The 14,608-nt window shown below is 60.9% G+C and carries 13 protein-coding genes; 8 read left to right on the plus strand and 5 right to left on the minus strand.

The features are described 5' to 3' along the window. Positions 1 to 16: 16 nt before the first annotated feature. From IV89_RS16530 to IV89_RS16545, 4 genes are all read right to left on the minus strand, one after another. Positions 17 to 1,183 (minus strand): efflux RND transporter periplasmic adaptor subunit, encoded by a 1,167-nt coding sequence (locus IV89_RS16530; protein ID WP_037941872.1) that lies wholly within the window; start codon positions 1,181 to 1,183, stop codon positions 17 to 19. Positions 1,184 to 1,257: 74 nt separating this feature from the next. Further along, on the minus strand, positions 1,258 to 2,526 hold the full coding sequence (locus IV89_RS16535; protein ID WP_064216649.1) for a multidrug effflux MFS transporter: 1,269 nt from the start codon (positions 2,524 to 2,526) through the stop codon (positions 1,258 to 1,260). Beyond that, positions 2,523 to 2,996, minus strand: coding sequence for a MarR family transcriptional regulator (locus IV89_RS16540; protein WP_005849095.1), 474 nt, complete (start codon positions 2,994 to 2,996; stop codon positions 2,523 to 2,525). The genes IV89_RS16535 and IV89_RS16540 overlap by 4 nt, the downstream gene beginning before the upstream one ends. Before the next feature lie 113 nt (positions 2,997 to 3,109). After that, a complete protein-coding gene (locus IV89_RS16545) occupies positions 3,110 to 4,126 on the minus strand; it encodes an aldose epimerase family protein (RefSeq protein WP_037942091.1) in 1,017 nt (338 codons plus the stop codon). Between the two features lie 166 nt (positions 4,127 to 4,292). Here IV89_RS16545 and IV89_RS16550 point away from each other — a divergent pair, with 166 nt between their 5' ends. The 8 genes from IV89_RS16550 (at position 4,293) to IV89_RS16585 (ending at position 13,235) form a co-directional block, all read left to right on the plus strand. After that, positions 4,293 to 5,276 carry a response regulator gene (locus IV89_RS16550; RefSeq protein ID WP_037942088.1) on the plus strand — a complete coding sequence of 328 codons (984 nt, stop codon included), beginning with the start codon at positions 4,293 to 4,295 and terminating at the stop codon, positions 5,274 to 5,276. Further along, entirely contained in the window at positions 5,276 to 5,647 is a 372-nt protein-coding gene (locus tag IV89_RS16555; RefSeq protein ID WP_005849092.1) for an Hpt domain-containing protein, read from the plus strand. Before IV89_RS16550 ends, IV89_RS16555 begins: the two co-directional genes overlap by 1 nt. A gap of 169 nt (positions 5,648 to 5,816) precedes the next feature. Then, the gene (locus tag IV89_RS16560; protein ID WP_037942086.1) at positions 5,817 to 7,094 is read left to right on the plus strand and encodes a flavin-dependent oxidoreductase; all 1,278 of its coding nucleotides are present in this window, start codon (positions 5,817 to 5,819) and stop codon (positions 7,092 to 7,094) included. Between the two features lie 204 nt (positions 7,095 to 7,298). After that, the gene (locus tag IV89_RS16565) at positions 7,299 to 8,558 is read left to right on the plus strand and encodes an imelysin family protein (protein ID WP_037942083.1); all 1,260 of its coding nucleotides are present in this window, start codon (positions 7,299 to 7,301) and stop codon (positions 8,556 to 8,558) included. A 45-nt stretch (positions 8,559 to 8,603) separates the two neighbouring features. Beyond that, the gene (locus IV89_RS16570; RefSeq protein WP_005849086.1) at positions 8,604 to 9,608 is read left to right on the plus strand and encodes a hypothetical protein; all 1,005 of its coding nucleotides are present in this window, start codon (positions 8,604 to 8,606) and stop codon (positions 9,606 to 9,608) included. Between the two features lie 58 nt (positions 9,609 to 9,666). After that, the gene (locus tag IV89_RS16575; RefSeq protein ID WP_051843842.1) at positions 9,667 to 11,163 is read left to right on the plus strand and encodes a di-heme oxidoredictase family protein; all 1,497 of its coding nucleotides are present in this window, start codon (positions 9,667 to 9,669) and stop codon (positions 11,161 to 11,163) included. A 1-nt stretch (position 11,164) separates the two neighbouring features. Beyond that, positions 11,165 to 12,181, plus strand: a complete 1,017-nt coding sequence (locus IV89_RS16580) for an imelysin family protein (protein ID WP_037942082.1) — start codon at positions 11,165 to 11,167, stop codon at positions 12,179 to 12,181. 4 nt (positions 12,182 to 12,185) lie between these two features. Continuing rightward, positions 12,186 to 13,235 carry a DUF1513 domain-containing protein gene (locus IV89_RS16585; RefSeq protein WP_037942080.1) on the plus strand — a complete coding sequence of 350 codons (1,050 nt, stop codon included), beginning with the start codon at positions 12,186 to 12,188 and terminating at the stop codon, positions 13,233 to 13,235. A 301-nt stretch (positions 13,236 to 13,536) separates the two neighbouring features. Here IV89_RS16585 and IV89_RS16590 read toward each other — a convergent pair whose 3' ends face one another. Next, the gene (locus tag IV89_RS16590; RefSeq protein WP_037942078.1) at positions 13,537 to 14,502 is read right to left on the minus strand and encodes a hypothetical protein; all 966 of its coding nucleotides are present in this window, start codon (positions 14,500 to 14,502) and stop codon (positions 13,537 to 13,539) included. Positions 14,503 to 14,608: the final 106 nt, after the last annotated feature.

Genomic DNA, 14,608 nt, shown 5'->3' on the forward strand with positions numbered 1-14,608 from the left:
ACGCTCCGGCTTTTGGTTATTCGGCGGGTGCCGGTGCGGCGTCCTCGGACTTGGCGTCTGGGGCGGCTTGCTCTTGCGGAGTAACGGTCGCACCGGGCGCGGCCTTTTGCAGCCCCATCACGATCACACGGTCGCCCGCCGATAGCCCCTCGCTCACGATCCAGTCCGATCCACGGTCCTGAAGTACGGTCAACTGGCGCTGTTCGACGACGTTGTCGCCGTTCACCACCATCGCCAGCGGCTGCCCGCGACGGTCGCGGCTTACGGCTTCTTGCGGGACAAGGAAGGCACCTTTCGCGATCCCCGTGGGCATTTCAACGCGCACATACATGCCCGGCAGAAGCAGACGGTCGGGGTTGTCAAAGGCCATCCGCAGCACGACGACACCGGTTTGCTGGTCCACATCGGGTTCGGCGGCGGTCAGCGTACCGGTCTGGTCATAGATACTGCCATCGGCCAGCGTCAGCTTGACCTCGCGCGGGGTATCGCCAAGGCGCTTTTCCGCATTGCCGCGCCGCCAATCCAGCAGTTCGGCCGCTGATTGCGTCACATCGACGTAGACCGGATCAATGTTGCGGATCACGGCCAGAGGGCTGGCCTGACTGTTGGTCACCAAGGCACCGGGGCTGGTCAGGGACCGCCCGATCTCGCCCGATAGACGGGCGCGGACCTGCGTGTGATCCAGCTCGATCTGGGCAGAGCGCAGCCCCGCCTGCGCCGCCTGAAGCGAAGCCGCCGCGCTGTCGCGTGCCGCTACCGCCGCATCCAGCGCCTGATCGCTGGCAACATTGCGCGAGGATAGTTCCTCGAGCCGCTTGGCCTCCCGCTCGGCAGAGCTGGCTTGCGCCTGCGCCTGCGCGACCGATGCCTGCGCCTGCGCGACAGCGGCCTCGTAAACGATGGGATCAATTTTAAACAGCACATCGCCTTCCGCCACGGGCTCACCCTCGGCAAACAGACGCTCTGTGATGATGCCGGCTACCTGCGGGCGCACCTCTGCCTCGGCAGAGGCGACAACGCGTCCGGGCAAGGTCGTGGCAAGCTGCACATCCTGCGGCTGCATCGTCATGACGGTGACGGCAGCGGGCGGGCGTTCGCCCTGCTGCGCCGTTGCGGGGACAGACACCGCACAAATAGCCGTTGCAAGGGCGGCGCAGCGCAGCCCGGAGATCAAGGAGTACATTCTGACGATCCTGTCTTTTAGTTCAAATCGAAAGCACCACCGCGGGGTGCTGTGGATGGGGCGGACAAATTGCCCTATTTTTCCGGTGCCGACACGGGCGACGGCGCCGTCACCTTGGGCCCGCAGGTGGCACGGGTTTCTGCCGGTGCAGCGGCTGCGGGCCGAGGCTGGATCTTGCGATAAACCAGAAACGACACGCAAGCTACCGCGCCCATCATCGGGATTAGGGTTGCCATAGCCAAAAGCGCATTGCCCAGCAAGGCACCAAGCGACCCGACCAACAAACCGGACCCCATCTGGATAAAGCCCAGCATCGACGCCGCCGCCCCCGCAGCCCGCCCAAAGGGGGCAAGTGCCGCGGTGGACATGGCAGGCATCACAAAGGCAATCCCGAAAGAATAGGTCGCGACCGGCACCATCACATGCAGAAAGCTCGGCGGCCAAAGCAGCAGGGTTAACGTCCCCAGACTGCCCAAGGCCACAAACACCAGCCCCGGCCCGACCAGCCGGTCTGCCGAAAACCGGCCCATCAGCTGACGCACCAACAAGGACGCGGTAAAGAAGCTGCCCGATTGCGCCAACATCGACGCCCCGAATTGCGCAGGCGTCAGCCCGACCTCGTCCATCAGGATAAACGGCAGGAATGTCGCCTGCGCATAGAGCGCCCCAAGTGCACCGCCCATCACCAAAGCGGCGGATAGGAACTGCGGATTGCTGAGCAAAGCCTTGTAGGTCCGGCCAAGCGCCTTGAAATTCAGGCGCGAGGGGTCTGCGGTCACGGTTTCTTTCATGGAAAAAAGCGCGACCCAGATCACGAGGAAACCGATCACGGTCATCAGCAAGAAAATCGACTGCCAACCAAACACCGGCAGCATCAGCCCCCCGATGGTCGGGGCCAGCGCCGGACCAAGAGCTAGAATAATCCCGATCAGGTTCATGATCCGCGACGACCGGTCATCGGTGAACAGATCCCGCACCAATGCCCGCGAGATCGCGATCCCCGCGGAGGCACCGATGCCTTGCAGGAAACGCGCGCCCATCAGAACCTCTACCGTGGGCGACAGGGTCGCAGCGACACTGGCCACACAATAAAGCGCCATAAAGGCAATCGTGATCGGCCGCCGTCCAAGCGCATCCGACAGCGGCCCTGCGATCAGCTGCGCACAGGCGAAGCCCCCGAAATAAAGCGTCAGCGTCAGCTTGATCGCGGATTCCGTGGTGTCAAAGACGCGCACAAGCTCTGTCATCGCGGGCGTATACAAGGCCATCGAAACAGGTCCGATGGCCACCAGAAGCGCGCCGATCAGACTGACCCGCCGTTCTGACATAATGGGCGTTGTCATTCGGCAGCCTCGGATTTGCACGTCGCCCCGCGGGACGCCGACAGGTTCTGTCGCAGGGTCAAGGCCGTGGCGCGGAAGGTCTGCCACTGCTCTGGCGTCAATCCTTCCGAAATGATCGTCTCTACCCGTGCACCGGCCTGTGCGATCTGCGACAGGATGTCATTGGCTCGCGGGGTCAGGGACGCGATCTTGGCGCGGCGGTCATTCGGGTCTGCGGTACGGGCAATCAGCTCTGCCGCTTCCAGACGGTCCAGAAACCCCGTGAGGCTCATCGGCGTCATGCCAAGACTTTCAGCCAGCATATGCTGCCGCGTCGCCCCGCAGCGCGCCATATGCGCCAGCACCCGTGCCTCTGCCGCCGTCACAGGAAGCTCGGCGGCTTCGATCTCGCGCTCGAATACGCCACGGCTGAGCCTGCCGATGTCGCTGATAAGGAAACCAAAGCTGTCAGGGTTGATCTTGGTACGCATGTCTTGTCCGCTTTTAATATGTTTACCTTATTATATAGCGCACTGATACATCTTGGACCAAGTGTCAATTCGACCCTGCCCCAAAAAAACGTGAGGTTACCACGGTAAAGCTGTCAAATGCGGCGCAGCTCGAACCGGGATCGGTATCGCACGGGCTTTTCCGGCAGCAGCAAACAATCGGGATACTCGGGGTGGTGCGGGGTATCGGGCCAGAACTGCGGCTCGATCGCGAGCCCTGCCTGTGGCCCATAGGCGCCTCCGTCCACGCCCAGATCCGCACCTGTATCAATATGCGCGCCGTTATAGAGCTGCACCCCAGGTTGATCTGTCAACACATCCAACTGTAGCCGTTGAGTGCTTAACCGGCAGGCAAGCACCATCTGGTCCCCGCCTTGGGAAAGGCAAAAGTTGTGATCCAGCACCGGCCCGATGGCGCGCGCATGGCGATAGTCGAATTCGCTGCCCGCTACCGAGACGGGCGCGCCTAACGGGAGTTGAGCGTCATCCACAGCAAGGTAACTGGTCGCGGGCACCATCAGGCAGTGATCCGACAGATCCGCCGATCCCGACAGGTTCCAATAGCCATGAAAGGCGGGATTGAAATAGGTGGGCTGATCCGTCGCGCCCGTCATCTCGATCTCTAGATGTCCCGCATTATCAATCGTGTATGTAACAGAGGCGTTAATATTCCCGGGAATCCCGCCCAACCCGTCGGGGTGGTGCAGCTCAAGCCGGCAGCGCGTGGGGGTGACATTGGTAAAGCGCCAGTTCCGGCCGGAATACCCCGCGACGCCGCTGTGCAGCGTGGTCCGCCCTGCTTCGTTTTGATCAAGCTGATGCCGGATGCCCGCAATCTCCATCTCTGCGCCCGCGATGCGATTGGCGACCGGACCGACCACCGCGCCAAAGTACTGCATGCTGCCAAGGTAGGCAGCCACGTCGCGCCCGCCCAGTATCAGCGAATGCGATTCCCCCATGACGCGAAGCTCTTGAATCGTTGCCCCCCACGACAAAACGGAAATCGACGTACCGCCATCGCTGATCTGATGCCGGACGATCTTTTCACCCTCTGGCGTTGTGCCGAAAATCGTTGAATCGGCTTTATTTTTCTTGCTCTGCGCCGTCGTCATCGAATGGTCCCTTTCGTCTATTCAACTGCTCAAACGAACATCTAATTAGCCTAAATGCCTAAGTATTTAACCGAGATCGCCCCAATTATGACAAGTTTCGCCATCAGATAGAAAGCAACAGAAACAGCCATACCGAGCTGTTACGGACAAGTAGTAAGGCAAACAAATGAAAATTCTTGCGGTAGATGACGACCCAATCATCCTAGAGCTTTTGTCGCATTTCATTGAAGGCATGACAGACCATACACTGGTCACTGCCGAATGCGCTGCCGATGCACTTGAGGCGATCAAGGACAACGCCCGCGCCCCGTTCGACAGCTTCCTTCTGGATATTCAGATGCCGGTCACCGACGGTATCCAGCTGGCCAGCCAGATCCGTGCGATGAAGCAATATATGGATGCGCCGATCCTGATGCTGACCGCGATGTCCGAAAAATCCTATATCGACGCCGCCTTCTCTGCCGGTGCGACCGACTATGTGACCAAGCCGTTCGAAATGACCGAGCTTAAGGCGCGGCTGTCGCTGGTTGAACGCGCGGTTGACGGGTTGGCAACCCGCACGAGCAAAGTGTTCGCGGCCAAGGCGGTTACCCATCACGACGGTCGGCCCGAACGCGCCGTGCAATTGCACGAGCCGATGGCGATCCATGATGTGAACAACCTGATCGAGTTCATGGCGCTTGAGAACTATGTGCAGCAATTGTCGCGCAGCGACCTGTTCGGGTCGATCTGTTTTGCCTTCAACATCCGCGATGTCGAAATCTTCCACGAAAACATGTCGAACTTTGAATTCTGCAGCATGCTCAGCGATGTCGGAGAGATCATTTCGGATACGCTGGAAGGGTGCCAGTTCCTCATGTCTTACGCAGGCGGCGGCACGTTTGTATGCATCACAGAAAGCGGCTGGCGCCCTGATCCCAAGCTTTTGGCGAATAATATCAACATTTCGCTGGCAAAAACCGAATTGTTCGATAACCGTGGTCAACACATTAACCCACGTATTTGCGCCGGCAAGGCGGTGCGGTTGATGTGGAAGACAAATTCCTCGGTCATGGATGCGCTGTCAGAGGCGCATGCCTCTGCGGAAGAAGCGACAGCCAACTACCAGAAGGTCCAGAACGACTTCTGGAATGTGGGGAGAACAGCGTGATGCACAAGAAGCTGGAGTTACCGGGGATCGAGCGTATTCGCGCGCGGTTCCTCGATATGCTAGAGCAGCGCCAGCGTGCGCTGGCCGAGCACGCGCTTGCCGCCTGGGAAGGCAGCACGCTGCAAGAGATCAACGATAACCTCGCCGAAGCCCGTACCATTCTGCACCAGATCGCGGGCACGGCCGGTTCTTTGGGGTTCGACGATCTGGGCACCGTGGCGCGCGACAACGAGCTTGCGATTGACGCGCATCTGGATGGCCCCAAGGGCAAGATCGCCAACTGCCCGACCGAGATTATCTTTGGTCTGGATGACTTCCTGAAATCCTCCGAAGCGTTGATTGCCGAACAATCCGCGTTGGAATCCGCCTAAACGGTCCTTCGCGCTTCCGGCCCCCACGGGCCATTTGCCGTTGCAGCGCCTCGCGCTCCGGCGATGCGGGGTGTGCCCCGCTTTCCCAGACATCCCATTGATTTCCGCACCATGATGTAGGACGTTCGTCGCGCAACGAAATGCCCCTAGTCGAAAGCGGAACTGCACCATGACCCAACCCCACATCCTGATCGCAGGCGGCGGTATCGGCGGCCTAGCACTGGCGCTTTCGCTGCACCAGCTTGGCCTGCGCTGCACCGTTTATGAACAGGTGCGCAACTTGAAACCGCTGGGTGTGGGGATCAACATCCAGCCCAATGCCGTGCGCGAGCTGTTTGATCTGGGGTTGACCCAAGCGCAGCTTGACGAAATCGGCGTGCCCGCAAAGGAATGGGCGCTGGTCGGGCAGAAGGGGCAAGAGATTTACGCAGAGCCGCGCGGCACCGACGCAGGCTATCGCTGGCCGCAATATGCCGCGCATCGGGGCCAGCTGCATATGCTGCTGTATCAAACGCTGGTGGATCGCGCTGGTGCCGAGGCCGTGCAGCTTGGCGCCAAGATCACCGGATACACCCACGGGCCAGCGGGTGGCGTAACCGCGCATATCGCCCATGCCGACGGGTCACAGACACGTGCCGAGGGCACCCTGCTGATCGGTGCCGACGGGATACATTCCGCCGTGCGTGCGCAGATGCATCCCGATCAGCCGCCGATCCACTGGGGTGGTGCTTTGATGTGGCGCGGCACCTCGCGGGCAAAACCGGTGCGCACGGGGTCTTCGTTTGTCGGGCTTGGCGACCACCGCCAGCGCATGGTGATCTATCCGATTTCAGCCCCCGATGCCGAGGGCTATGCCACCATCAACTGGATCGCCGAAGTCACGCTGGACGAGACCGAGGATCGCAAAAGCGGTTGGTACCGTCCGGCGGAGCTGTCGGACTTTGCACATCACTTTGACGGCTGGACTTACGATTGGCTGGATGTCCCCGCCCTGCTGCGCGGCGCGACAGAGATTTACGAGAACCCGATGATCGACCGAGATCCGATCCCCACATGGGTCGACGGCCCTGTTGCCCTGATCGGCGACGCGGCCCATGCCATGTATCCCACGGGATCGAACGGCGCGAGCCAGGCGATCATGGACGCCCGCCATCTGTGCGCGCGCTTCCTGCAAGACGGGGTAACCCCCGCGGCGCTGCGCAGTTTTGACGACGCTTATTGCGGACCGATATCAGAGCTGATCCTACGCAATCGCGGGGCCGGTCCTTTCGGGCTGCTGAACATGGTGAACGACCGTTGTGGCGGTGCCTTCGACCAGATCGACGACGTGATCCCTCCTCAGGAACGGGCCGAGTATATGGCGCAGTACAAGACCGCAGCAGGATTTGCCGTTGATCGGTTGAATGCTTCTGACCCTACTTTGCCCCAGGTCGCACGCCTTACATAGTAAGCCCCTAGGATCACCGCGTATTTTTTGGGCAATGCCAAAAACGTGAGCGGCAAAAAAGTTATCTTACTAAAATTGTCGGGTTGACCTTCCCCGCGATACTGTTCAGGTATTGCGCATAATTTCCATGCCTCCGGCGCGGCCCGTCGATCCGCAATTGTCGACAGCATCCGCAGGCGCGATCCGTCAAAAGGAACTGAACGTATGACCCGCAGCTTGATGACCTCTGTGCTTGCATTGACCTTGGCCTCCCCCGCTTTGGCGGTAGAGAAGTCCGAGGTGATCGACACATACGCCGACATCGCCGAAGCCGCCTACGGCGACAGCCTGATCACAGCCCAAGCGCTGGTCGACGCCGTGGATGCCCTGATCGCAGAGCCCTCCGCCGACACGATGCAAGCCGCCCGCACCGCGTGGCTGGCAGCGCGCGTCCCCTACCAGCAGACCGAAGCCTACCGTTTCGGTAACCCCATCGTTGACGACTGGGAAGGCAAGCTGAACGCCTGGCCACTGGACGAAGGTCTGATCGACTATGTTGATGCCTCATATGGCGGGGCCACCGATGAAAACGCCGCCGCCGCGTTGAACGTTATCGCGAACGCGACCTTCACACTGTCGGGCACCGAAGTTGACGCCAGCACAATCACCCCCGACTTCCTTGCCGAAACCTTGCACGAAGCCGACGGGAACGAAGCCAATGTGGCGTCGGGCTACCACGCGGTTGAATTCCTGCTCTGGGGGCAGGATCTGAACGGCACGGAACACGGGGCCGGTGGGCGTGACTGGACAGACTACGCCACGGGCGAAGACTGCACCAATGATAATTGCGACCGCCGCGGTCAGTACCTCAAGGCTGCTGCCGATCTGATCGTGACCGATCTGGAATATATGGTTGCACAATGGGCCGAAGGCGGTGCCGCGCGCACCAACCTGACCGACAACGAAGACGGCGCGATCTCGGCGATGCTGACAGGCATGGGGTCGCTGTCTTACGGTGAGCTCGCGGGCGAACGCATGCGCCTTGGTCTGATGCTGAACGACCCTGAAGAAGAGCATGACTGCTTCTCGGACAACACGCACAACAGCCACTATTACGACGGTCTGGGCATCCAGAACGTGTACCTCGGAGCCTATGCGCGTACCGACGGCACGCTGGTCACCGGCCCGTCCCTGTCCGATCTGGTCGCTGCCGAAAACGCTGATCTGGATGCGGAAATGCAGCTGAACCTGTCGACCACCATGCGCAAGCTTGGCCAGATCAAGACCGCTGCCGAAGCGGGCATGTCCTATGACCAGATGATGGCGCGCGGCAACAAGGGCGGCGAAGCCTTGGTCATGGGGGGGGTGAACGCCCTGATCGCACAGACCAAGACCATCGAACGCGTCGTTGCCACACTCGGCGTCGATGACGTGGCGATTGAAGGCTCCGACAGCCTCGATAGCCCCGGCGCCGTGTTCGAGTAATACCCCGTTTTCATGAGTTCCTCCTCCCACTGAAAGTAAACAAGAATGAAGAAACTAGCTCTCGCCGGTTGCGCTTTGGCGCTGACCGGTGCCACTCCCCTTTTGGCTCAAGAACAGGCATTTGTCTGGGGCGGTGAGTTTGAAATCGGCGTCGACAGCACCGTCACATCCGATGATCCTGCAGGCGAGTTGACCGATAACTACGCCAGCCTTTCGCTCGCCTTCGAAGCTGGTGTCGCGACCAGCATCACGCTGTTTGGTGAAGTGACCCTGGAAAGCGTCACAGACCCGGCCGAGACCCGTCAGTTCGACGATCTGGGTCTTTATGTGAACGAACTTGGCCTGCGCTTTGATCTGGCCGCAGGCGAGCTGAGCGTCGGTAAAGTAAGCCCGACCTTCGCTGTTGCATGGGACGCAGCCCCCGGTTTCTACGGCACGTCGCTGGCCGAAGACTATGAGTTGTCCGAAGTGATCGGTGCGACATTCGACATGCCCGTCGCCGCCTCCGGCGGGGTTCTGTCCTTTGCGCTGTTCTATGCGGATGACACGGCGTTCAGCGACTCGCTGGGGACAAAACGCGGCCGCAACACCACCGCGGACGGCGGCGCGGGTAACACCGGCAAGCTGAACAACGTGGCGCTACAGTACACGCAAGAAGTTGGCGACACGACCTATTGGGTTGGCGGGCGTTTCCTGACCGCGGGTGACAGCGATGTATCCGACGAAAAAGGGGCCGTCATCGGGATGGCGCATGACTTTGGCAACGGTTTCGACCTGATCGCCGAAGTGGCCTATTTCGACGGGTTCGCAGGCACGGGCGAGGATTCCACCTATGCGACATTGGGCGGTTCTTACGTTCAGGGGCCGTGGGCCTACTCTGCCAGCTACACCGGCATCGACAACACCGCGAATGGTTACGACGATTTGATCACCGTGGGTGTAGACTACACGTTCGAGAATGATATGTCGCTTGGTGGTGGCGTCGGCTTCTACGATGTAGACGGCAACGACTTTACCGCTGTCGGGGCATCGCTGGTGATCCCCTTCTAATATCGAAATAGGGCAGAATATGCATTTCCTCCGGTCTTTTATCCCTCAGGCCCTGGTGATGTCCCTGCCCCTATTGAGCGGTCCGGTCTACGCCGGGCCGCTTGATGAACCCCATCTGGATATCATCCCGCGTACCGCCGATGAGACGGCCCGTATCGCCGATGTGACCGCCCCACCCGACAGTTTTGACGCCCCCAGCCCGTTCGGGGTGAACAGCGGCGGCGCGGCCACCGTACGCCCGCGCATGAACGCCGATGCGTTTTCGCAGGCCTCCGGCAATATGTCGTTCGAGGACGAGCTGACCTTCAAGCTGGGCAATGGGCTGTTTCGCAAGCTGTGGGTGTCGTCGCCTTCGTCGACGCTGGCCTCTGACGGGTTGGGGCCCTTGTTCAACGCGCGGTCGTGCCAAAGCTGCCACATCAAGGACGGGCGCGGCCACCCGCCCGAGGGCCCCGACGACAGCGCGATTTCGATGTTTCTGCGCGTATCTATTCCGGGCAATGAAGACGCCGGCAATATCAAAGAGATCGAAGGGTATCTGGCCACGCTCGCCGAACCCACCTACGGCACGCAGATGCAGGATTTCGCCGTCTCGGGGCATAGTGCCGAGTACCGCTTGCAGATCGATTATACCGAAGTCCCCGTGACCCTGTCGGGCGGGCAGGTCGTGTCCCTGCGGCAACCGACATACACCGCGGCTGATCTTGGCTATGGTCCGCTGCACCCCGACGCGATGCTGTCGCCCCGTGTGACGCCGCAAATGATCGGGCTTGGGCTTCTCGAAGCGATCCCTGCCGCGGATATTCTGGCGCTCGCAGACCCTAATGACGCCGATAGTGACGGTATTTCGGGCCGCGCCAATATAGTCTGGTCGCAGGAATACAATATGCCGATGCTGGGCCGTTTCGGGCTCAAGGCCGGGATGCCCACGATCCGCGAACAATCCGCGGGGGCCTTTGCGGGCGATATCGGCATCTCTAACCCGATCTTCGGCGATCCGTTTGGCGATTGTTCGACCATTCAGGATGCCTGCGTAAACGCGCCTCATGGGGCCGGTGACGTGCGCGGGTTCGAGATTGACGCCGAAGGGCTGGATCTGGTCACCTTCTACAGCCGCAACCTTGCCGTGCCCGCCCGTCGTGCCGCGGACACACCCGAGGTGCTGCGCGGCAAACAGGTGTTCCATGAAACGGGCTGCGCCGACTGCCACCAGCCCAGCTTTGTCACCCATCGTCTGAAGGACCAGCCAGAGCAAAGCTTTCAGCTGATCTGGCCCTATACCGATATGCTGCTGCACGACATGGGCGAAGGTTTGGCCGATCACCGCCCCGAGGCCCGCGCCACCGGCACCGAATGGCGCACCGCGCCGTTGTGGGGGATTGGCATGACCGAAACCGTATCGGGACACACGCAATTCCTGCACGACGGGCGCGCGCGGTCACTGCTGGAAGCCGTGCTTTGGCATGGCGGAGAGGCCGAGCCCGCCAAGAACCGCGTCATTGACATGCCGCCCGCAGACCGTGATGCTTTGATCCACTATCTGGAAAGTTTGTAACATGAAAAAACTGGTCCTCGCCCTTGGTCTTTTCTGCGCACCATTGGGTGCTGCGGCCGAGGTAGGCTCCGCCGTTTTGCGCGATGTGGTCGATCATCATATCCTGCCCCGCTATACCACACTGGCAGAGCGTACGGATGCACTGGCCAACGTTGCCCAACAGAATTGCGCTGCCGATGACGCCGCGTTGCGCGATGCCTACCACGAAGCCTTTGACGCGTGGATCGCGGTGAGCCATCTGCGTTTTGGCCCGTCCGAGACCGACAACCGCGCCTTTGCGCTGGCCTTCTGGCCCGACAGCCGTGGGGCCACACCCAAAACACTCGCGGGGCTCATCACGGATGCCGATCCCGTGGGCCGTGACGCGCAGGCCTATGCCGATGTTTCCATCGCGGGGCGCGGTTTCTATGCGCTCGAATTCCTGCTGTATGACGATCAGATCAGCACGATCGGCGATGCTGGCTATCGCTGCGCTTTGGTGCAGACGGTAACTGCCGATATCGCCACGCAGTCCCAAGCCATTCTGGACGGCTGGTCCTCTGGCTATGCCGAGGCCGTTGCCACCCCTGCCGAAGGAGGTCCCTACCGCAGCACCGAGGAAGCGGCGCAAGAGCTTTTCAAGGCGCTGAACCTCGGGTTGGAGTTTACCGCCGACACCCGCATCGGACGCCCCATGGGCAGCTTTGACCGCCCGCGCCCCAATCGGGCAGAGACGCGGCGATCGGGGCGGTCTTTGCGCAATGTCGTGGTCGCGCTCACCTCTCTGCAGGATCTGGCGGAGCGGTTGGCGGCGGATGACCTGGCCGTGGTGGCCGCCTTTGACGACCGGTTTGACGAGGCGCTGGCAATCGCTGCCGACCTGGACGACCCTGTGTTCGCTGGAACGGCCAAGCCGCAATCCCGTCTGCGTGTAGAGGTGTTGCAGCAGTCTGTTGCCGCGATCCGCGATGTGGCCCGCCAAGATCTGGGCCCGCATTTGGGCGTCGCTTCGGGCTTTAACGCATTGGACGGAGATTGATCCCATGACCAACCGCCGCCATTTCATTGCAGGGATGCTGGCATCAGGATTGGTGCCCGCGCCGACTTGGGCCGATGCGGGCGGGCCGGCCTATCTTGCCGCTGCCGGCCTGCGCGACGGCAGCTTTGTGCTCTGCGGTATCGACGCGGCGCTTGAGGTGGTATTCGAAATCCCCCTGCCCGGTCGCGGCCATGCGGCGGCGGCGCATCCGTCCAAGCCGCAAGCTGTCGCCTTTGCACGGCGCCCCGGCAATTTCGCACTGGTGATCGACTGCATGTCGGGGCGGGTCAAAGCCACGCTGCACGCGCCCGAGGGGCGGCACTTCTACGGGCACGGGGCTTTTTCCGCCGACGGGAGCCTGCTTTACACGACCGAAAATGACTATGCCAACGGCATCGGTCGCATTGGTGTCTGGGACGTGGCGCTTGGCTATGTACGCGTCGATGAATTTGCCAGCGGCGGTGTCGGCCCTCATGATATCAAACGTCTGCCCGGTGGCGACACGCTGGTCGTGGCGAACGGCGGGATTGATACGCATCCCGATTCAGGGCGCGCCAAGTTGAATATCCCAACCATGCGGCCCAACCTCACCTACATCAACGACCGCCGTATTCTAGAGCAGATAGAACTGCCCCATGACATGCACCGCAACTCGATCCGGCATCTGGCCGTAGGGTCCGACGGGCGTGTCGCTTTCGGGATGCAATGGCAAGGCGACGGCGATGCCCCCGCGCTTGTCGGGCTGCATCAGCAAGGGGAAACACCGCTCTTACTGGACGGTGCCGAAGATATGCACGGGTACATCGGCAGTATTGCCCTGTCGGACGACGGGTCCGAGATTGCCGTAACCTCGCCCCGTGCCGGTTTGGTGCAGGTATTTGACGCAGCAACCGCGTCATACAGCCGTAGTATCGCGCTTACCGATGTCTGCGGTGTTGCCGCGGCACCGGAAGATTTTGTTGTGACCAGCGGTACCGGTATCGTTCAACGTCTCTCTGGCAGGTTGAACCCGGAAAAACCGCTGATGTGGGATAATCACCTCGTCCGGCTTTAAGCTCTGGCGGGTTGGCTTGATGTCACCGGCTTACATCTTCGAAAACGCAAAAAGCCCCCGTGGCCAGCACCTTGGCCGGCCCACAGGGCAAAGTAGTAAGGGCCGGAGCAGGCCCGAAAATCGATTAAGCTGATGAACTCTGCCCCGCGAAAATTCGCGCGTTGAGGGTCCACGAAAAAGGGAAAGCGCCGCATTCGATGCCCGTCTGCTGTTAAGTCCTTTCAAATCATATCGGGTCGAACACGGTGCTTTCTCGGGCCCTGGCTGCGGCGAGGCATGCCGCTTTGACAGGGCAAACCAGTTAACTTTGACGCATACCTCCTTTCGTTGCCGGGCTTTTGCCCCACAAAAGGGCATCTATTGTTGTGGCTCCCATGTGGTCCGCCATCGCGCCGACCACAGTCTCGTTCACGCCGCTCAGGAAATTCACGAGTTCCGTCAGCGTCAGCTCTTCGAGCAGCAGCTTGAGCGTGCCGGCACCTACATTGTGCAGCAGCTCGTCCAGTTCTTCCGCCTCGAGCACATTCAACAGACGCGTCGCGGCAGGGGTGTCGAGGTTTGCAAGCAACACCGCAGCGCTGCCGACACCAAAGGCGCGGTCGAATTCATCGGTGCCGAGGGCGGTCACAAAGGCGTCGATCTCGGCCGAGGTCGCGTTGTTCAGCGCGTCGGCCAGTTTGAAGGCTGTCTGCCCTTCGGCAGAGAAATCAAACACAGCGTCGATCAGATCTTCGGCCTGGGCAGCGACACCCACGAAGACCGCGCGGGCCCCGTTTTCCATCGTGATGATGACGTCACCGTCGCGCAAATCGCGGGACCCGGTCAGGCACATGGCAGCGCGCAGATCAGCGCGGGAAGAAAACTGACCCAGGAAGGTGATCGCATCGCCGCGGGCGACGTCAAAATTATTGACGACGATATGCGTGTCGGAGGGTACCACGATAAAGTCAGGCGTGGCGATGGTCATTGTCTCCTGGGTCAGGTCGGGTTGTGCAGTCTGGGGCGTGGCCCAGACGTCCTGCACATGAGAGAAGCCAGCGTTGATCTGGATGGCCTGCGTCGGGTCCGCATCTGTCGGCATGACATAGCGGGCGCAGCGCATCCGGTCCGCCGCGAGTTTAAGCGCGGTGCTGTCGGCCGTGATGTCCAAGACGGAGTCGGTAGCGTTTCCCGAAACATGGATGCCAAGTACTGCACCCAAAACCGCCTCGCGCAGGGAGGAGTTGTTGGCGATCTGGGCCAGTTCTAGGAATGTTGCGTTTGCCATCGTCTTCACCTTGGGTTTGTTTCAGCCTGTGTTTGGTAGCTGTTAAGATGAAATTAACGCTAAATCCCAAGGGCGTCGCGGGCCTAGGCGGGTAGTCCAAAGCAGC

The organism is Sulfitobacter sp. CB2047, assembly GCF_000735125.2.
GTDB classification, from domain to species: domain Bacteria; phylum Pseudomonadota; class Alphaproteobacteria; order Rhodobacterales; family Rhodobacteraceae; genus Sulfitobacter; species Sulfitobacter pontiacus.